17 protein-coding genes and 1 tRNA gene are annotated in these 20,201 nt (G+C 44.6%); 11 read left to right on the forward strand and 7 right to left on the reverse strand.

What is annotated here, in order from left to right; translation table 11 throughout:
• Positions 1-22 precede the first annotated feature (22 nt).
• From V756_RS0103370 to pgmB, 8 genes are all read left to right on the forward strand, one after another.
• On the forward strand, positions 23-1,792 hold the full coding sequence (locus V756_RS0103370) for a glycoside hydrolase family 13 protein (RefSeq protein ID WP_032681693.1): 1,770 nt from the start codon (positions 23-25) through the stop codon (positions 1,790-1,792).
• 94 nt (positions 1,793-1,886) lie between these two features.
• Positions 1,887-3,140: a maltodextrin ABC transporter substrate-binding protein gene (locus V756_RS0103375; protein ID WP_024713421.1), complete on the forward strand. Its 1,254-nt coding sequence runs from the start codon at positions 1,887-1,889 to the stop codon at positions 3,138-3,140.
• Positions 3,141-3,179: 39 nt separating this feature from the next.
• Positions 3,180-4,487, forward strand: a complete 1,308-nt coding sequence (gene mdxF, locus V756_RS0103380) for a maltodextrin ABC transporter permease MdxF (protein ID WP_024713422.1) — start codon at positions 3,180-3,182, stop codon at positions 4,485-4,487.
• Complete coding sequence (gene mdxG, locus V756_RS0103385; RefSeq protein ID WP_024713423.1) at positions 4,488-5,324, forward strand: maltodextrin ABC transporter permease MdxG; 837 nt, start codon at positions 4,488-4,490, stop codon at positions 5,322-5,324.
• Between the two features lie 4 nt (positions 5,325-5,328).
• Positions 5,329-6,213: a DUF1189 domain-containing protein gene (locus tag V756_RS0103390; RefSeq protein WP_024713424.1), complete on the forward strand. Its 885-nt coding sequence runs from the start codon at positions 5,329-5,331 to the stop codon at positions 6,211-6,213.
• Positions 6,191-8,464, forward strand: coding sequence for a glycoside hydrolase family 65 protein (locus tag V756_RS0103395; protein ID WP_024713425.1), 2,274 nt, complete (start codon positions 6,191-6,193; stop codon positions 8,462-8,464). The genes V756_RS0103390 and V756_RS0103395 overlap by 23 nt, the downstream gene beginning before the upstream one ends.
• On the forward strand, positions 8,457-10,142 hold the full coding sequence (locus V756_RS0103400) for a glycoside hydrolase family 13 protein (RefSeq protein ID WP_024713426.1): 1,686 nt from the start codon (positions 8,457-8,459) through the stop codon (positions 10,140-10,142). Before V756_RS0103395 ends, V756_RS0103400 begins: the two co-directional genes overlap by 8 nt.
• Positions 10,139-10,810 (forward strand): beta-phosphoglucomutase, encoded by a 672-nt coding sequence (pgmB, locus tag V756_RS0103405; RefSeq protein ID WP_024713427.1) that lies wholly within the window; start codon positions 10,139-10,141, stop codon positions 10,808-10,810. The genes V756_RS0103400 and pgmB overlap by 4 nt, the downstream gene beginning before the upstream one ends.
• A gap of 58 nt (positions 10,811-10,868) precedes the next feature.
• Here pgmB and clpP read toward each other — a convergent pair whose 3' ends face one another.
• Positions 10,869-11,459 (reverse strand): ATP-dependent Clp endopeptidase proteolytic subunit ClpP, encoded by a 591-nt coding sequence (clpP, locus tag V756_RS0103410; RefSeq protein ID WP_014665471.1) that lies wholly within the window; start codon positions 11,457-11,459, stop codon positions 10,869-10,871.
• A 269-nt stretch (positions 11,460-11,728) separates the two neighbouring features.
• On the opposite strand from clpP, the gene V756_RS0103415 reads away from it, so the two are divergent.
• Positions 11,729-11,804, forward strand: a tRNA-Arg gene (locus tag V756_RS0103415).
• Positions 11,805-12,092: 288 nt separating this feature from the next.
• On the opposite strand, the gene cotR is transcribed toward V756_RS0103415, so the two are convergent.
• The gene (gene cotR, locus V756_RS0103420) at positions 12,093-13,055 is read right to left on the reverse strand and encodes a sporulation hydrolase CotR (RefSeq protein ID WP_024713428.1); all 963 of its coding nucleotides are present in this window, start codon (positions 13,053-13,055) and stop codon (positions 12,093-12,095) included.
• A gap of 361 nt (positions 13,056-13,416) precedes the next feature.
• On the opposite strand from cotR, the gene V756_RS0103425 reads away from it, so the two are divergent.
• Both V756_RS0103425 and V756_RS0103430 read left to right on the forward strand, forming a co-directional pair.
• Entirely contained in the window at positions 13,417-14,760 is a 1,344-nt protein-coding gene (locus V756_RS0103425; protein ID WP_024713429.1) for an FAD-binding oxidoreductase, read from the forward strand.
• Between the two features lie 250 nt (positions 14,761-15,010).
• Complete coding sequence (locus V756_RS0103430) at positions 15,011-15,523, forward strand: DUF3231 family protein (RefSeq protein WP_024713430.1); 513 nt, start codon at positions 15,011-15,013, stop codon at positions 15,521-15,523.
• Between the two features lie 36 nt (positions 15,524-15,559).
• Here the strand turns inward: V756_RS0103430 and V756_RS0103435 are convergent, their stop codons facing one another.
• From V756_RS0103435 to V756_RS0103455, 5 genes are all read right to left on the reverse strand, one after another.
• Positions 15,560-15,880, reverse strand: a complete 321-nt coding sequence (locus V756_RS0103435; RefSeq protein WP_024713431.1) for a DMT family transporter — start codon at positions 15,878-15,880, stop codon at positions 15,560-15,562.
• On the reverse strand, positions 15,880-16,215 hold the full coding sequence (locus tag V756_RS0103440; RefSeq protein ID WP_024713432.1) for a DMT family transporter: 336 nt from the start codon (positions 16,213-16,215) through the stop codon (positions 15,880-15,882). The genes V756_RS0103435 and V756_RS0103440 overlap by 1 nt, the downstream gene beginning before the upstream one ends.
• Before the next feature lie 80 nt (positions 16,216-16,295).
• On the reverse strand, positions 16,296-16,880 hold the full coding sequence (locus tag V756_RS0103445) for a TetR/AcrR family transcriptional regulator (RefSeq protein ID WP_024713433.1): 585 nt from the start codon (positions 16,878-16,880) through the stop codon (positions 16,296-16,298).
• A 94-nt stretch (positions 16,881-16,974) separates the two neighbouring features.
• Entirely contained in the window at positions 16,975-18,537 is a 1,563-nt protein-coding gene (aspP, locus tag V756_RS0103450) for an aspartate/proton symporter AspP (RefSeq protein WP_024713434.1), read from the reverse strand.
• A gap of 106 nt (positions 18,538-18,643) precedes the next feature.
• Positions 18,644-20,194, reverse strand: a complete 1,551-nt coding sequence (locus V756_RS0103455) for a glycoside hydrolase family 32 protein (RefSeq protein WP_024713435.1) — start codon at positions 20,192-20,194, stop codon at positions 18,644-18,646.
• Positions 20,195-20,201: the final 7 nt, after the last annotated feature.

Below are 20,201 nucleotides of genomic sequence, written 5' to 3' on the forward strand. Positions count from 1 at the left end.
AACGGAAGCCAAAGGGGGAGATATGATGGAATATGCAGCGATTCATCATCAGCCGTTCAGTGCTGACGCTTATTCTTACGATGGGCGGACCGTGCATATCAAGATTCGGACGAAAAAAGGCGATGCAGATCAGATTTCACTTATTTGGGGTGACCCATATGAATACAAGGCTGGCAGATGGTCGGCAAACGATCAGCCGATGAGGAAAATTGCCGCTACGGACATGCATGATTATTGGTTTGCTGAAGTGGTGCCGACATACAGGCGTTTGCAATATGCGTTTGTTGTCACTGACGATCATGAAGACGTCTTTTTCGGAAGTTCAGGTGTATGTCCATATAACAAAAAAACACTGGAGACGATCCATTATTATTTTAAACTTCCATTTGTTCACGAGGTTGATACATTTCAAGCGCCTGAGTGGGTCAAGTCAACGGTTTGGTATCAAATTTTCCCGGAGCGTTTTGCAAATGGAAGAGAAGACTTATCACCGGAGAATGCATTGCCATGGGGGAGCAAGGACCCGGACGTCAATGATTTTTTTGGAGGGGATTTGCAAGGGATTGTGGATAAGCTTGATTATTTAGAGGATTTAGGGGTGAATGGAATTTACTTGACGCCGATCTTTTCCGCGCCTTCTAACCATAAATACGACACGCTGGATTACTATTCCATTGATCCGCATTTTGGAGATCCCGAGCTTTTTCGCACATTGGTCAGCCAGCTTCATGAGCGGGGGATGAGGATTATGCTTGACGCTGTTTTTAATCATATAGGCAGCGCTTCTCCGCAGTGGCAGGATGTCGTGAAAAACGGTGCTCAATCCCGCTATAAAGACTGGTTCCATATTCACTCTTTTCCTGTCTCAGAAGATAATTATGACAGGTTTGCGTTTACACCTGAAATGCCAAAGCTAAATACGGCGAATCCCGAAGTACAGAGATATTTGCTTGATATTGCTTTGTACTGGATTCGGGAATTTGACATTGACGGCTGGCGTTTGGATGTCGCCAATGAAGTGGATCACGTGTTTTGGAAGACATTCAGGCAAGCCGTCTCAGCAGAAAAGCCTGATGTTTATATTTTAGGTGAGATCTGGCATTCTGCCGAACCTTGGCTTAGAGGAGATGAATTTCATGCGGTGATGAATTACCCTTTTACAGAGCCTATGATTGAATATTTTGCTGACCGGACGATTCCAGCCTCACGTATGGTCCACCGTGTCAATGCGCATTTGATGAATGGGATGAAGCAGGCCAATGAGGTGATGTTTAATTTACTGGACAGTCATGATACAAAACGCCTTTTGACCAGATGCCGGAATGATGAGAAAAAAGCACGCGCTTTGCTGGCCTTTATGTTTGCCCAGACAGGCTCACCATGCATCTATTACGGAACGGAAATCGGGCTGGACGGTGGAAATGATCCTTTATGCCGGAAATGTATGGTTTGGGAAAAAGAGAAGCAAAACCAAGACATGCTGCGATTTATGAAACGGCTCATTGCTTTACGCAAACAAGAAAACACTTTATTGGCTGAGGGAAGTCTTGAGTGGAATCTGCTGGATGACCAAAACGACTTCATTAGCTTTTCGCGGACTCTTGATGAAAAAACACTGATTTATTTCTTTAATCAAGGGGACGGAACTCGCCATGTCAGTTTGCGAGATTTGCATATTGAAAGGAATAAGAAAATCTGCGACGTGTGGACAGAGCAGCCGCTTCATCATCACGATGTGATTGCTGTTCAGCCTGGAGAATTTTTTATTTTAGGTGCCGCCTCCCCTGTTTAAATTCTGTTATCGGTAACAATGTAAAAGTTATTGTAACCGCTTTCTGGAGAACAATACAATTGTTTTAGATTCATAAATAGAAAGGGGAAAAGAGATGATACTTGTTAAAAAGGGATTCGCCTTATTGGCGGCATCAGTCCTGACATTCGGCCTTGCCGCCTGTTCGAATTCAAAAGATACGGCAGGCGCTGACGGCAAAAAGGTGCTGACTGTGTCTGTCGAAGAAACGTATAAAGATTACATTGAAAGCATAAAAGCAAAGTTCGAAAAAGAGAATGATGTCACAATAAAAATTGTTGAAAAGCAAATGTTCGAACAGTTAGAAGCGCTTCCTCTTGATGGTCCGGCGGGCAATGCACCTGATGTTATGCTTGCCGCCTACGACCGGATCGGCGGATTGGGTCAGCAAGGACATTTGCTGGACATCAAGCCGTCTCATACAAAAAGTTTTGGAGATAAAGAGATGCAGCAGGTGACGGTTGACGGCAAGGTGTATGGAATGCCGCTGGTCATTGAGACGCTTGTTTTGTATTACAATAAAGATCTTTTACAAACAGCGCCAAAAACTTTTAAAGACCTTGAAAAGCTGACGGAGGATTCCCGGTTTGCGTTTGCTTCTGAGAAAGGAAAATCAACCGGATTTTTAGCGAAATGGACTGACTTTTATATGTCATACGGTTTGTTGGCCGGTTACGGCGGTTATGTTTTTGGAAAAAACGGCACAGATCCCGGAGACATCGGCCTGAACAATAAAGGCGCGGTAGAAGCGGTGGAATATGCTGAGAAATGGTTTAAAACCTATTGGCCCAAAGGCATGCAAGACAATTCTAGCGCAGACGATTTTATTCAGCAGATGTTTCTAGATGGCAAAGCGGGTGCAATCATCGGCGGGCCGTGGTCAGCTGCCAACTATAAAGAGGCTGAATTGAACTATGGCGTAGCTCCCATTCCGACATTGCCAAACGGAGAAGAATATGCGCCTTTTGCCGGCGGTAAGGGCTGGATTGCATCAAAGTATACAAAAGAACCCGAACTGGCTGAAAAATGGCTTGAGTATGCAACAAATGATGCCAATGCTTACGCTTTTTATGAGGATACAAACGAAGTACCGGCCAACACGGCTGCAAGGAAGAAGGCGGATGGGCAAAAAAACGAACTGACATCAGCTGTGATTAAACAATATGAAACAGCGACACCGACTCCGAATATTCCGGAAATGGCTGAGGTATGGACGGGAGCGGAAAGCTTGATTTTTGACGCAGCTTCAGGAAAAAAAGCGGCGCAAACATCAGCGAATGATGCTGTAAACGTCATAAAGGAAAATATCAAAGAAAAGTATGTGAAATAAAACGGCGGGACAGCGTCCGGAAGAATAGAGGGCGAAAAAATGAATACACACCACACACTTGCAAAGCAAAAACGAAAGGCTGGGTTTTTATCGATCATTCCAGGGCTTGGGCAGATTGCAAATCAGCAGTTTTCAAAGGGGATTTTGTTTCTTGCCATTACAGGATTGTTTGTTGCTGAATTAAGCGTTTTTGGCATTCGGGCGCTCACCGGCTTGATGACATTGGGAAGTGTTCCCGGTGAGGATCACTCACTGTTTATGCTGATTGAAGGCACGCTGCAATTGATTGTGACAGTGATTTTCCTCATGTTCTATATCTTTAATATTCATGATTCGCGTAAGACCGCCGCTATGAAAGCGGCGGGTCTGGAGGTCAATACAACGGCCAAGGATATGATCCGTCATGCGGGTGACAAAGGGTTTCCATATTTATTTACACTGCCGGCATATCTCATGATGGTGTTTGTGATTATTTTTCCGGTTTTGGTGACTCTGTTTGTTGCATGTACGAACTATGATTTTTATCACATTCCGCCTAACAGCCTCATTGACTGGGTCGGTTTTAAAAATTTCTTGAATATTTTTTTCCTCGGCTCCTATCGTGAAACATTTGTGAATGTCCTCGGCTGGACGGTCATCTGGACAATCTGTGCAACAACGCTGCAAATCATTTTGGGTATTGTAACGGCGCTTTTCGTCAATCAGGATTTTATAAAGGGCAAGCGGCTGTTCCGAATGATTTTCTTATTTCCATGGGCTGTTCCGGCTTTTATTACAATCATGAGTTTTTCCAACATGTTTAACGACAGCATTGGAGCGGTGAATGCGCAGGTGATTCCATTATTAAACCACCTGCCGTTTGTAGAGCTGCCTGCGATCGCGTGGAAGACTGACCCATTCTGGACAAAGACAGCCCTTATTATGATTCAGACCTGGCTTGGCTTTCCCTATATTTATGTCATGGTGACGGGAGTGCTTCAGGCGATTCCAGGTGAACTGTATGAAGCGGCAAAGATTGACGGGGCCACATTTATTCAGCGCTTTCAACACATTACATTTCCGATGATTTTATTTGCGACAGCACCCGTAATGATTACCCAGTATACGTTTAATTTCAATAATTTCTCGATTATCTACTTATTTAATGAGGGAGGACCTGGCAGCGCGGGAGCAGGGGCCGGATCGACCGATATCTTAATTTCTTGGATTTATAAACTGACAACAGGCACATCACCGCAATACGCCGTTGCGGCGGCTGTTACACTGTTAATTTCTTTTATTGTCATTGGAATGTCCCTGATTGCTTTTAAAAAGTCGAATGCTTTTGGCAATGAGGAGGTGATGTAGGTGAACGCAAAAACTGCCAGAATGCTTAATCGCATCTGTACCTATTTGTTTTTGGGGCTGTTAAGTATTGTCATTATTTATCCGTTGCTGATTACGGCGTCATCCGCTTTTCGTGTCGGAAATGCGGCGGCTTTTCAGCTCGATTTTTCAGGTTCTTGGACGTTGGAACATTTTAAGCGGTTATTCGATGAGACGCTTTATCTTCATTGGTACAGCAATACGCTTGTGATCGCGCTATCGGTCATGGTGCTGCAGGTGACGATCGTGACGCTTGCCGGGTATACGTACAGTCGTTATCGGTTTGCGGGCAGAAAAAAGAGCCTCGTATTCTTTTTAATCATTCAAATGGTGCCGACGATGGCAGCGCTGACCGCATTTTACGTCCTGGCGATGCTGATAGGCGCACTTGATCAATACTGGTTTTTGACGGCCATCTATATCGGCGGAGGAATTCCGATGAACACGTGGCTGATGAAAGGTTATTTTGACACTGTGCCGAGAGAAATTGATGAAGCCGCGCGAATTGATGGAGCGGGGCATCTGAGGATTTTCGCTTCAATTGTGCTGCCGCTTGTTAAGCCGATGCTCGCGGTGCAAGCGCTTTGGGCATTTATGGCGCCGTTTGGCGACTATTTGCTGGCGAAGTTTTTGCTGCGTTCACCGGAAAGGCTGACCATCGCTGTAGGATTACAGTCCTTCATTTCAAACCCGCAGCAGCAAAAGGTCGCCCTGTTTGCGGCGGGAGCTATACTGGCCGCATTGCCGATATGCGTCTTGTTCTTTTTTCTCCAAAAGAACTTTGTGTCCGGACTGACTTCCGGCGGAACAAAGGGGTAATTCGATGAAGAATCTGCAAAATGAAAGCTTTATCATTCGCTTTCTGAAAGCGGCTGCGTCTCCATCCGGGATTTGCCGTTACGGGCATACCTTCAGCTGGCTGCAGCTCTCTTTTCTGTTTATGTTTTTAACGGCCTGCTTGATGGCCCCTTTGACGGTTTCGTTTATGAAAATGGATCGCTACAGCGTGGCATCATTTATGCCGTCAGCGATTCAACAGGTTCATGATCAATTTGCTGAACAATTACAAGGTGTTCAAATCAGAAACGGAAAACTGACGGGCGGGAAGAGCTCTGAACGGATTGAAGTTGGGCAGCATTTGCTGGCGGTTGATAGGAAGCATGACTTTCAGACAAGCGGTGAAAATGGGCGCTTGAAAGTAGCTGGATATGATAATGCCATCATATTTCAATCTGATCAACTGGTGATCACTGATCAAAACGGAACGGGGTTTTCTGTTGGCTATGCGAATTTGGACACTGAGCTTAAGGAACCAAACGGCCATGATGTGGTGGCTTTGATTGATACGTTGTGGCTGGCGCAGTATAAGCCAATGATCATGGTGCTGGCATATGCGGTGATTTTTTTGATCCAGCTTTTTTTGACGGCTGTTCTTGCGGGAGGCATCTGGATCACAACAATATCAAATATGATCTCTATTGCATCCTTCAAGGAAGCGGCATCTATGGCGATGTGCGCCTCAACATTGCCGGCATTTACGGCAGCTGCTGTCGGAATGGTTCATTTTGACTTAATTACTGTATTGCTGATCCATTCGTGCGGCGTCACTTTGATGATTGCTTTTGCGTTTAGATATTTGGCCCAAACCCGCCGGCATAATGGAAACTTACATTCGGGAGGACATGATGATAAATCAGCGGTTATTTGAGATTGATCAATGGAAAATCAAAACACATACATTTCAAAAGGAACATACACGGCTGCAGGAAAGCCTGACGTCTCTTGCTAATGGCTATATGGGAATCAGAGGGAATTTTGAAGAAAGCTATTCAGGCGACAGCCACCAAGGCACATATATTGCCGGCGTGTGGTTTCCTGACAAAACGCGGGTAGGCTGGTGGAAAAACGGGTACCCGGAATATTTCGGAAAAGTGATTAATGCGTTGAACTTTATTGGCATTGGCTTATATGTAGACGGTGAAAAAGTGGATCTCTATCAAAACCAAATTGAATCATTTGAGTTAGAGCTCAATATGAAAGAGGGGATTCTGCGGCGAAGCGCTGTTGCCCGCATTCAGGATAAAATAGTCAGAATCAGGTCGGAGCGATTTCTTAGCCTTGCCGTAAAAGAGCTTTGTGCGATTCATTATGAAGCGGAGTGCCTGACAGAAGATGCTGTCATTACGCTTATTCCTTATCTGGACGGAAATGTCGCAAATGAAGATTCTAACTATGAAGAACAGTTTTGGCAGGAAGAAGCGAAAGGGGCTGCCTCTCACCGCGGCCATTTAGTCACAAAAACGATCAGAAATCTGTTTGGAACACCGCGTTTTACTGTTTCAGCCGCAATGGCAAACGTGACAGAGGACTTCGTCAGTGAAAGCTCTCAAACAGCTGGGATGTATGTCGAGAATCGATACAGCTACCAAACGAAGGCCTCTCTGAAGAAGTTTATTATTGTCACGACTTCCCGTGATGTTCAGGAGACAGAGCTTTTATCGAAAGGCAAGGAGCTTTTGGCGGGTGTTCTTGAGAACGGATATGAAGACGAAAAACAGAGGCACATTGAGCAATGGAAGGAAAGATGGGTAAAAGCGGACATAGAGATTAAAGGGGATGAGGAACTTCAGCAAGGCATCCGCTACAATATCTTTCAGTTATTCTCGACGTATTACGGGAGCGATGCACGTTTGAATATCGGGCCGAAAGGATTTACTGGCGAAAAATACGGAGGTGCCGCTTATTGGGATACTGAGGCGTACGCCGTGCCGATGTATGTGGCGACAGCCGAGCCGGAGGTGACGAAAAATCTGCTTTTGTATCGCTATCATCATTTGGAGGCTGCTAAACGGAATGCCGCCAAGCTCGGGATGAAGGGGGCCCTTTATCCGATGGTGACGTTCACAGGGGATGAATGCCACAACGAATGGGAGATCACCTTTGAAGAAATTCACCGCAATGGCGCCATTTGCTATGCGATCTGGCATTACGTCCAATATACAGGCGATCATGATTATATGAAAGAATACGGGATAGATGTACTTGTTGAAGTCAGCAGGTTTTGGGCGGATCGCGTTCACTTCTCAAAACGAAAAAACAAATATATGATCCACGGCGTCACAGGGCCGAATGAATACGAAAACAATGTCAACAACAATTGGTATACAAATGTCATGGCAGCTTGGACGTTGGAGTATACATTAGAAAATCTCGAAAAGATTTCAGCCGAAAAACGCCGCCTGCTTGATGTTCAGGCAGAAGAACTGAAGGCCTGGAGAGAAATCATTCAGCACATGTACTATCCGTATAGTGAAGAACTGCAAGTTTTCATTCAGCATGATACATTCTTGGACAAAGAGCTGCAATCTGCGGACGAGTTAGATCCAGCTGAGCGGCCTCTTTATCAGAATTGGTCGTGGGATAAGATACTCCGCTCCAATTTTATTAAGCAGGCAGATGTCCTTCAAGGCATTTATCTTTTTCATGACCGTTTTACAATGGAAGAAAAACGCCGAAACTTTGAGTTTTATGAACCCATGACTGTTCATGAATCAAGTCTGTCGCCTTCTGTCCATGCAGTTCTCGCAGCCGAGCTCAAGATGGAAAAGAAAGCGCTTGAATTATGTAAGCGTACAGCTAGGCTTGATCTTGACAATTACAATCATGACACAGAAGAAGGTTTGCACATCACATCAATGACGGGAAGCTGGCTTGCGATCGTTCAGGGCTTTGCAGGCATGCGGATCACGAATGAGACACTGTCATTCGCTCCGTTTATGCCGAAAGAATGGGATGGATATTCGTTCAACATCAATTATCGAAACCGATTAATCAATGTTGCGGTTGACAACATGAGCGCCGTCTTTGAGCTTGTAAAAGGTGAGCCGCTTCGCATGAAAGTGTATGAGGAACCGGTTGTCTTAAATGGACGATGGGAAAGGAGAACGCCTGATGAGTGAATGGTGGAAAGAAGCTGTCGTTTATCAAATTTACCCGCGCAGTTTTTACGATGCCAACGGAGACGGATTCGGGGATTTACAAGGTGTGATACAAAAGCTGGATTACATCAAACATCTCGGTGCTGATGTGATCTGGCTCTCCCCGGTGTTTGATTCCCCGCAGGATGACAACGGCTATGACATCAGCGACTACAGAAATATGTACGAAAAATTTGGGACAAATGAAGATATGTTTCAGTTAATCGATGAAGTGCATCGGCGCGGCATGAAAATCGTCATGGATTTGGTCGTGAACCACACGTCAGATGAGCATGCCTGGTTTGCAGAAAGCCGCAAGTCAAAGGACAATCCTTACCGGGATTATTATTTTTGGAAAGATCCGAAATCGGACGGCTCGGAGCCGAATAATTGGGGATCGATTTTTTCAGGCTCGGCGTGGGCGTACGATGAAGCGACAGGACAGTATTATTTGCACTATTTTTCGAAAAAACAGCCTGATTTAAATTGGGAAAATGAAACGGTGCGCAGGGAAGTTTATGATGTGATGAGATTTTGGATGGATAAAGGCGTTGACGGCTGGCGGATGGATGTGATCGGCTCCATTTCCAAGCACACTGATTTTCCGGACTATGAAACAGATAACAGCAAAAACTATATCGTCGGCCGTTATCATTCTAATGGCCCGCGCCTTCATGAATTTATTCAAGAAATGAACAGGGAAGTGCTTTCTCATTACGACTGCATGACGGTCGGAGAGGCAAACGGCTCTGACATCGAAGAGGCGAAAAAGTACACAGATGCAAGCAGGCAAGAGCTGAATATGATCTTCACATTTGAACATATGGATATTGATACAGAACACAGCTCGCCAAATGGGAAATGGCAGATCAAGCCGTTTGATGTCATTGCTTTAAAACAGACAATGACAAGGTGGCAGACCGGATTAATGAATGTCGGCTGGAATACCCTGTATTTTGAAAACCATGACCAGCCGAGGGTAATTTCCCGCTGGGGCAATGACGGGAAGCTGCGTAAGGAATGTGCAAAAGCATTTGCAACGGTACTCCACGGTATGAAAGGAACACCGTTTATTTACCAGGGAGAAGAAATCGGCATGGTCAACAGTGATATGACGCTGCAGATGTATGACGATCTTGAAATAAAAAATGCATATCGCGAACTAGTCGTTGAAAACAAAACGATGTCAGAAAAAGAATTTCTAAAAGCCGCGGCAAAAAAAGGACGGGATCATGCGAGAACACCGATGCAATGGGATGGCGGAAAACATGCGGGTTTCACAGCCGGAGCCCCTTGGATAGCGGTAAATTCCCGTTATCATGATATCAATGTGAAAGAGTCCTTGGAAGATCAAGGTTCGATTTTCTATTACTATCAGAAGCTCATTCAATTACGAAAGCAATACAAGATTATGATAGACGGAGATTATCAGCTGCTTCTGGAAAATGATCGGCAAATTTTTTCTTATCTCCGTGAATATCAAGGAGAAAAACTTCTCGTCGTTGTGAATTTGTCAGAAGACAAGGCCCAGTTTGAAGCGCCGCCGGAACTGATCCATGCGCGTTGGAAAGTCCTGATTTCGAACTATCCGCAGGAGCCGGCGGACTTGACGAGCATGTCCCTCGAACCTTATGAAGCTGTGATGGGTATCAGCATATGAAAGCAGTCATTTTTGATTTAGACGGAGTGATAACAGACACTGCTGAATATCATTTTCTCGCTTGGAAGCACATTGCACAGCAAATTGATATTCCCTTTGACAGACGCATGAATGAAAGGCTAAAAGGGATCAGCAGAGAAGAATCACTTGAAAGCCTGCTTATCTCCGGAGGTGCGGAAACAAGGTATACAAACGCAGAGAAACAAGAACTTATGCATCAAAAAAATCACTATTATCAAACGCTGATCGGCAAATTGACGCCGGAAGATCTTTTGCCGGGAATCAGCAGGCTTCTTAGTGAATTAAAAAACGAACATATAAAAATCGGGTTAGCATCCTCAAGCCGCAACGCTCCCGAGATTTTAAAACGTTTGGCCATTATTGATGATTTTCATGCCATCGTTGACCCGGCAGCTCTCGCGAACGGGAAACCTGATCCTGAAATCTTTTTAACAGCTGCAGCGCTGCTCGGTGTTTCCCCGGCTGATTGCGCGGCAATAGAAGACGCTGAAGCAGGCATTTCCGCCATTAAATCTGCCGGGATGTTTGCGATTGGAGTCGGTCATGAACAGTCAATGTTTGGTGCTGATCTGATTGTGAGGCACACGTGTGTTTTGACGCTTGAGCTGTTGAAAGAGGAATGGGAGCGGTACAGGAAAAAAGTGTGAATTCCTTCAAATGAAAAAACCTGCAAGAGCCGCAGCCCTTGCAGGTTTTGTTTTATGACTATTTATCTTCTGTGTGAGTCAAAATTTTGTCAATCAGGCCGTATTCAAGCGCTTCTTCAGCAGACTTGAAGTTATCACGGTCTGTGTCGCGTTCGATCACTTCAAGCGGCTGGCCAGTACGTTCAGCAAGGACTTTGTTTAATTTGTCGCGAAGCAAGAGAATGCGTTTCGCAGCAATTTCAATTTCTGTCGCCTGACCTTGCGCACCGCCAAGAGGCTGGTGAATCATGACTTCACTGTTTGGAAGCGCGTAGCGTTTGCCTTTTTCGCCGGCTGCAAGCAGGAACGCGCCCATTGAAGCAGCCATACCGATACAAATGGTAGATACCTTCGGCTTAATAAACTGCATGGTATCATAGATCGCCATACCGGCAGTGATAGAACCGCCCGGGCTGTTGATGTAAAGAGAAATTTCTTTTTCAGGGTCTTCTGCTGCTAAGAATAAAAGCTGTGACACGATGGAGTTCGCAACGTTGTCATCAATCGCAGATCCAAGCATGATGATACGATCCTTTAATAGACGAGAATAAATGTCATACGCTCTTTCCCCGCGGTTCGTTTGTTCAATGACTGTAGGTATTAAATTCATAATGCTCCTCCTTCACCTTTTAGGTAAGTATGTAGTTACATGATACATTTTTGGTCAATAAAGGTCAAACAAAAAGCTGGCTTAATATGCAAAGTCGTCTCTTTTTCCCATTTTCCCCAAAAACACAGGGGTTCAAACCATCATATGTCAGATTGCCAAATCCGATGATGTGTCTGTTTAAAAAAACAGCTCTTGAAATAGAGGGTTGTTATTTGCATGGCATTATCGTATAATTAGTTGTGCTGACGTTCTCATAACGCAGTCATTCTGCGCTCGTAGCTCAGTTGGATAGAGCGGTGGTTTCCGGTACCACGTCTGTCGGGGGTTCGAATCCCTCCGAGCGCGTCCAATAGAACAACAGGAAAGACAAGGGACTGGCATTTCGCCGCTCTTGTCTTTTTTGTGTGAAAAAGGGAATTGCATACCTTAGAGTAACATGTCAATTACATTCTTTAGTTTGAACCCTCACTTTCAAAAGAAGAAGCATGAATTGATTTTTTCATTCATCTTATTAGCTTGTGATTAACAAACCTTTTAAAAAATCCGGTTCTATTTTACCCATTGCCTGTATTTATTTTGAGAATCTTCTCTCGGACAAAATTGGATAAGCGAGAATTGATTTAAAATAAAAAATTATTTGCTCCCCCAGTTCTTCTCTATAAATTGAATCGCAGGCTGTAAGTTGGTTTTGTTCGCAATTTCAATGACAGCGGGAACGACCGTAGGATCCGTTTTGGAGAAGTTCGGAATCCGCGGATCTAACCGGAAAAAACGATCTCCCAGAAGATTCGCACTGACCATGGATTCATAGTAACCATTTCCGCCAGCAATCATCTGAAGAAATGGCAGTAAAGGTTCATTAGGCGACCTGTCCAAAAGGACTCCCCAATTTGGAGGAAGGTTCTTCAGGTTTTCGGGACGTATGTTATCTGCACTTACCATTCCCCATCCCCTCGTATCTCTTCTTAACCGAGTCGGGGCTTCACCTGTTCCAATGGATAATGCCGCAATTTGATCCAACGGCACTTTGGCTTTACCGACTGCAAACGCGATACTGGCTGTACTAGGATTCGTTGCTACTACATACCCATCCACGTAGTTTTGGTAAGCCCGTTGCGTCGCGGGAGCACCGCTGCTCCGCAGTATGACATCACTCACTTTTTCATTTAAATAGGGAGAGCCGGGGAAATTGTGAAATAAGACAGGAGTCCAACGGTCCAGTTTTTGAGAGTATAATTTGAATGATGGGACAACAATTCGTTTTCTTAAATCTATAAGCTGAAGATCTTCTGGGAAAAAATTTCGTACCGCTTTAATAAAACCGGAATAGGGTAATTGTTGGTTGAAAACAGGTCCGCCTGGCCGGGAAATGCTGAATGCGGGCAGGATTTCATCCTCAAAATACTGAAGTGTTTCCCTCGGAGATCTTCCGCTTGCTAATGCAAGGGCAGTAAATGAACCGATTGAATTTCCCGAAAATACATGGGTTCGACTAATTAACTTCGGGTTTTGCCTAGCCAATCTGTTTAACAGTTGTAAACTTAAAGCACCTAAGGTACCGCCGCCGTCAAAGGTCATAATCCGATATTTTGCCAAAGCTGATGTCTCCTTTCTACATACATTCAGTATATGATGATCTAGGGTCTGTTGTATGGATGTATACCTCTTGTACGAAACACTTCTTCATCTCTCTTTTCTTTTGGCCTAAACGAATATTCACTCCGAAAAAAACTGGACACTGCTCCTAAAAACGATAAGAAAAAACGTTTGTTGGAGGATTGGACAGGAAGTTTGCTCAAAATTGTTTGAAAAATCAACTGGTTTCTCAGCAGACCTTACCGACGAAAAAGGCCATAGCGTATGATATTTATAGTTCGTAGATCATTTGTCTATGCGATTATCCAGCTCCTGCATATGTTAGTATCTGAATCGAATTTCTTTGGGAGTGAAATAATATATGGGATCAACACAGTTGACAGGGCGTGTAATCTTCAAAGGAGACCCCGGCTATACAGAGGCTATTAAGAATTGGAACCCTTATGTGGATGTCTATCCTCTTGTCTTTGTTTTTGCGCAAAATTCATACGATGTAAGTAATGCCATTAAATGGGCTCGTGAGAATAAAGTGCCCTTACGTGTCAGAAGCGGTCGCCATGCTTTAGATAAGAACCTTTCAGTAGTAAGCGGCGGAATTGTTATTGATGTGAGTGACATGAATAAAGTTTTCTTAGATGAAGAAAACGCGATTGCAACCGTTCAAACTGGTATTCCCGTTGGCCCGCTTGTAAAGGGATTAGCTCGAGACGGTTTTATGGCTCCGTTTGGAGACAGCCCAACAGTTGGAATCGGGGGAATTACGATGGGCGGCGGATTTGGAGTACTCTCACGATCGATTGGGCTTATAAGTGATAACCTTCTCGCGCTGAAAACGGTAGATGCAAAAGGAAGGATTATTCACGCAGATCAATCTCGCAATGAGGATTTGCTATGGGCTTCTAGAGGCGGAGGAGGGGGTAACTTTGGATATAATACCCAATATACATTCAAAGTTCATCGTGCCCCTAAAACTGCAACCGTCTTCAATATTATCTGGCCGTGGGAACAATTAGAAACGGTCTTTAAAGCTTGGCAGAAATGGGCTCCGTTTGTAGATGAACGATTAGGATGCTACCTTGAAATTTACAGCAAAATAAATGGTTTGTGCCATGCAGAAGGAATTTTCCTCGGTTCGAAAACTGAATTGATTCGATTATTAAAACCTTTATTACATGCGGGAACTCCAACAGAAGCAGATATCAAAACATTATACTATCCAGATGCTATAGATTTCTTAGACCCTGACGAACCCCTCCCTGGCAGAAATGATCAGAGTGTTAAATTCTCCTCGGCTTGGGGACATGATTTTTGGTCTGACGAACCCATTTCAATCATGAGAAAATTTTTGGAAGATGCTACTGGAACAGAAGCCAATTTCTTTTTTATCAATTGGGGTGGTGCTATAAGCAGAGTCCCTAAAGACGAAACTGCCTTTTTTTGGCGCCATCCATTGTTTTATACGGAATGGACGGCTAGTTGGAAAAATAAATCACAAGAAGATTCAAGCCTTGCATCAGTTGAAAGAGTGCGCCAGCTGATGCAACCATATGTAGCAGGTTCATATGTTAATGTTCCAGATCAAAACATTGAAAACTTCGGAAAAGAATATTATGGCGCAAACTTTGCGCGGCTTCGAGAAATAAAGGCGAAATATGACCCCGAAAATGTATTTCGTTTTCCGCAAAGCATCCCGCCATCTCGTTAAAGTTTATTAAAGACAGAATCAATGACTCATACTAAAAAGCACTTGAATGATTTCCGGTATCTTGTCTGTCGGGGTGCGAATCCCTTCAGGGCGTCCAATCAAACAACAGGAAAGACAAGGGTTGGCAACTTGTCACTCTTGTCTTTTTTGTTTTGTTTCATTTCATAAATCTTTTCCGCTGAAACATAAATGTTCCTCCTCTTGGGCACGTTATGAAATGTGCGATATTGAATTTGCGAGGAGGATGAATATGGGTATTTTAAGCGGAAATCCGCAGGAAGAACCGATGCATTACGGTGAGGTATTCAGCTTGTGGAGCTATGTGATGGCGGGCAATAAAATGGTCGGCAATTACCAGATGTTAATGAATCATGTCGGTGATGATGACCTAAAGAAGCTGCTTCGTGAGTCTATTGAGAAATGTCAAGATGAAATCAAACAGGTCAGCACGGTGCTGAAGGAAAATGGAGTGGCGCTTCCGCCGGCTTCTCCTGAACCGCCGGCAGCCGATCTTAACGATATTCCGCCCGGCGCACGGTTTCTTGACCCGGATGTGGCGGCATCAGCGGCAGCAGAAAATGCCGCAGGTCTTGTGACATGCAGCAAAATGATGGGGCAATCGATTCGTGAAGATATTGCCATGATGTTTGGGCAATTCCATATGTCGAAAGCCGCAACCGGAGCGAAATACTTAAGGCTGCTAAAAAACAAAGGCTGGCTTATTCCGCCGCCGCTTCACCTTCAAAAACATCAAGACGCTTAATGGCAAAGGCATATACAAATTGTATGTGCCTTTATTTTATGATGAAGACGTCAGGCGCAGACCGATGACGCCAGCGAGGATAAGGAAGAGAGAGATCACCTGCGGCAGCTGAAACCGCTCCTTAAACCAGATGAACCCGACCGCTGAAACGCCAATGCTGCCAATTCCGGTCCAGACGGCATAAGCGACTCCGGCAGGCAGGATCAGCATCGCTTGGGAAAGGCAGTAAAAGGATAAGCCGAATCCAATTGTCATCACAATGATCGGCCATTTTTTTCTTGTGCCGTCTATATATTTCATGGCAACAGCAGCTATAATTTCTTCTATGCCGGCAATTACTAATAAAAACCATGCCATTATTTTTCACCTCTTGGCTGTGACTTGCTTTCTTTTGTAAATAGCTTCATTCCTAAAATACCGGCCAGCAATAAAGCTAAAAAGAACATTTGGGCGGCCGAGAAGGATTCGCCCAAAACAATTCCGGTCATATAGGTTCCGACGGTTCCGATTCCGACAAACACAGTGTACGCCGCAGCCATCGGGATTTTTTGATAAGAACGGATCAACAGGAGAAAGCTGATCGCGATCAAGATAAAAATGATAGCCCAATCCAAAAGCGAATCAGCATGTTTAAGGGAAGACGCCCAAACCACTTCTAAAAGCCCGGCAATCAAAACAAGCACCCAATTCATATGAAACACCTCTCAATTTTATGAATGAACGTCAGTCATTTTTAAGGCGTTAAAAATGAGCGGTGCGACCCAGTCATTTTTTAAGCTCTGCCTAAGCTTCGTCTTAAAAAAGTAAAGATTTCTTTTTTAGATACATCTATATTTTCATCTTGTTCAAATCCGATATAGAATCGTTCGGCTGTATTCTCGACCAAGTTAATGATTGTTCTGGCCGTCCACTTTGCATTGATTCCTTCGGTTACCTCATGGTTTTCAATCGCCTTATTGATGATTTTTTCGAGCCAGGAATAATAAGGCTGATAGATCGTCTCCCATTTTTCCATGGAATGGTCAATCGCAAGCCCGGAGTAACAGAGGACAATAATATCCTTATGGCGTTCTGTAATGAGAAATGTCTCATCAATTAAGATATCTAAAACAGCCCAAAAATCCTCGTCTCCTTGCATTCTTCCTTTGATTTGATCCAGCGTGTGGGTGAGAAGGTTTTCTGCAATTGCCGGAATAAGGGCGTTTTTAGATGAGAAATACAAATAGAACGTTCCTTGGGCAGTGCCGGCTTTTTTGACAATATCCGAAATAGAGGCCTTGTCGAGACCTTTTTCAGAAATAACCTCAATGGCAGCCTGCAGAATTTTTTCATATTTGCCCGATGTTTGTTTTCGCATGAGGAGCACCTCCTATAATGACTGACTATCATTCATTTTATCGCGGGCATATGCGTTTGTAAAGAAAATAGAAGCAGGAAAAACTCCTGCTTCTTTATTTATCATAATCAATGGCGGCTTTCGGGAGCCCGGTATACTTCGCCCAGTAGAAAATCGCAAGGGAGCCGATGGCGATTAAAATGAGATCGACGGGATTGCTGATGATGCCTAAACCATGTCCGAAAGAGCCGATATAGGAAAAGATCAGCATCATGATATAAAACCCGACAAGCCACCACGCTGATTTCAGCTGCTGAGCAAGGCTGACATCCTCTTTAGGCGCGTATTTGCTGAAGCAGAGATAGATCAAAAACATGATAAGTTGTGACCCGAGCAGCCAGGACACGGTTTTCCATCCGGACCAGTACACGATAAACGCCGTAAAAATAAAGGAAAGCGGTCCGATGATGCTCATTCCTTTTAAATAAAACGGCCTGTTTAAGTCCCTCGCATTAACCCTCAGCGCTGCTGAGCAAATCGGGGCAATCGCATATGAAAGGATAAGTGCGACAGAACAGACATTGACAAGCGCGTTCCACGAAGGGAAGGGAAGCGTCCAGAAAATCGACATGGCAAACGAAAGCCAGAGTGAAGCACGGGGCGTTCCTGTTTCTTTATTGACCTTTGAAAATATGCCGAATAATGTGCCGTTCCGCGCCCAGGCGTAAACGAGCCGAGACGTCGTGTTCATGAAAATATTCCCGTTTCCTCCGGGAGACAGAATGGCGTCTAAAATGACAAGCGTTGCAAGCCAGCCTAAGCCGAGCATGACCGCAATATCTTTAAACGGCAATGAAAATTCCCGCCCGATAGCCGGCCAGCCGTGTTTTAGCGCTTCTGTCGGGATCGCCCCGATAAAGGTGATCTGCAGAATCGTATAAATAATGGTTGAAACGATAATGCAAATGATTAAAGCGATCGGGATATTGCGTTTTGGGTTTTGCACTTCACCTGCAACAGCCACAATCGGGTGCAGGCCGAGATAGGCAAACATGACGCCGCCTGTCGAAATGGCGGCCTGAATGCCTGTAAAACCAAACGGTGCAAATCCTTCAACAGATAAATTTTCAGGCTGAAAGTGAAAGATCAGCACGATAATGATGGTAATCGGTACAATATATTTAAAAATGGATATGATGAAATTCGCCTTAGCGAAGGTTTTGACGCTCCAATAATTCAGCAGGAAAAACAAGCAGAGCAAGGCAAACTGCAAGATCCAGCCTGCAATGGTCGGCGAATCAGATCCTTTAATGGTCAGGCCGGGAAACCAATAGGCGACATACTGGCGCACAGCGGTCACTTCAATTGAAATCAGGCTTGTGTAAGCGACAATGGTGACAAATGAAATTAAATAGCCGACAAGGTGGCCATGCGAATACACGGGGTATCGAATGATGCCTCCGGTGCGAGGCAGAGCGGCTCCTAGCTCCGCGTACACGAGTCCGATTAGCAGAATGATGGCTCCGCCGATGATCCAGGAAAAAGCGCCGGAGGGTCCTGCTTTTGAAGCAACATTACTGACGGCGAACAGCCATGCTGATCCAAAGATGGCTCCCATCCCAATCAAAATCAGATCCAACAGTGACATTGATTTTTGAAAATTTCCTTGTTTAGACATCCGCTTCCTCCTTAGAAACCAGCCTTATATTCCTTACAATGCCCAATCTGCAACAGAGAATACCGCTCTAATAAAAAAACAGGTGCAGCCCGGGCTGCACCTGTTTTTATTCATGAATCGAATCCAAATGTGTCATCGTTATATTTTTGAATGAGGCTGTGCCGCCGTCAGAATAAAGGGTGATGCCTTTATCTTCAGGTTTTGGGAACACTTCATTTGAAAAAACGGTTTTCCCGTCGCCGACAAAAACTTCTATCGTTGTTTTATCGACGAGAATTTTTAAATGCGCCTGATTTTTACTTACATCATAAGGTGCTTTGCTTTCGACATAGGTATTGCTTTTGTCAGGCTGATTTGCGGCCGCTCTGTTGACATATGCATAGCCGCCCTCGGCGAAAATGCCGACATCAATATGGCGTTTTTGGTCTTCTGACTCTCTCAGTCTGACACCTGCGTTCTTCAGCTCTGACCAAGAAAGATCCATATCAAGCTGGTACGTATCACCTGTGATCGACAGTGTTTTTGATCCGTTCACATCCTGATCCTCTATTTTGTCAGTCGAAACGGTCAGCTGCTCTAAAGCTTCGATCGGCTGTGAGATGAGGCTGTATGTGCCGTCCTGCTCCTGCAGCCGGAGTTCGCGTATGACAGAATCTGTGCCGTTAAAGCCGTCCTTCATTGTCGGTGTGTTGTTGGCGTAATCCCAATTGTTCATCCAAGCAAGTGCATACCGTTTTTCTAATGGATCTGTGCTTTTGCCGTCTTCGAACGTCACGCCGCCGTACCAGTCAAAGCCGTAGTCAAGCCATTGGGCTTCAGTTTGATCAGCTGTAAATTCTTTTCCATCGAAGCTTCCGGTCCAGTAGGCGTACGTATTTGGTTTGCCCCAAGGTTTGCCGTTTGCGCTCGCGCCGAGAACCCATTTATTCGTTCCATCACTAGCCCGCATCATGTAGAGGTCGGGACATTCCACAATGCCTGCCTGCTCTGGGAAGAATCCGTTTGTGTAACGCCAGTCCTTTAGATTATCGGATTCATAAAAGCCGATTTTTGATCCTTCAGCCATGACCATTACCCATTTGTTGTCCTGGTCATCCCATATGACTTTCGGGTCTCTGAAATCATCTGTACCCGGATTAGGCATGATGGGGTTATCACTGAAAGGCTTGAATGATTTTCCTTTGTCTGTGCTGTACCACAAATGCTGCTCCTGCTTTTTGTCTTTGGCAGAAGGCTGTGTCACAATCGCGACAAGCGCGTTTTTCCCGAATCCGGCTGTGTTTTCTTTATCGATCACGACAGAACCGGTCCAAATGTCACCGGCTGGGTTTGTATATTTCGGGATTGCCACGCCTTCATCAGTCCAATGCACCAAATCCTCTGATACGGCATGACGCCATTCTGTGCCATTCCCATTTGGATAATCCCGGTTATACAGATAGAAATAATGATACTGTCCATCCAAAAAGATCGGTTTTTGAGGGTCGTTTTTCCATTTGTTAGGAGTTGTGAAATGGTAGGCCGCCCGGTAGTCCGGCTTCTGTGTTGATTTTGTTTTTTTGACAGGTTCTTCTTTTGGCAATAAGCCGATAAACAGCAATATTCCTAAAAAGGTCAGGAATACGCTTAGCCATTTGCCTGTTTTTATATAGTTCATATGGGAT

The sequence above is a fragment of the Bacillus tequilensis KCTC 13622 genome (assembly GCF_000507145.1).
Lineage (GTDB): Bacteria > Bacillota > Bacilli > Bacillales > Bacillaceae > Bacillus > Bacillus tequilensis.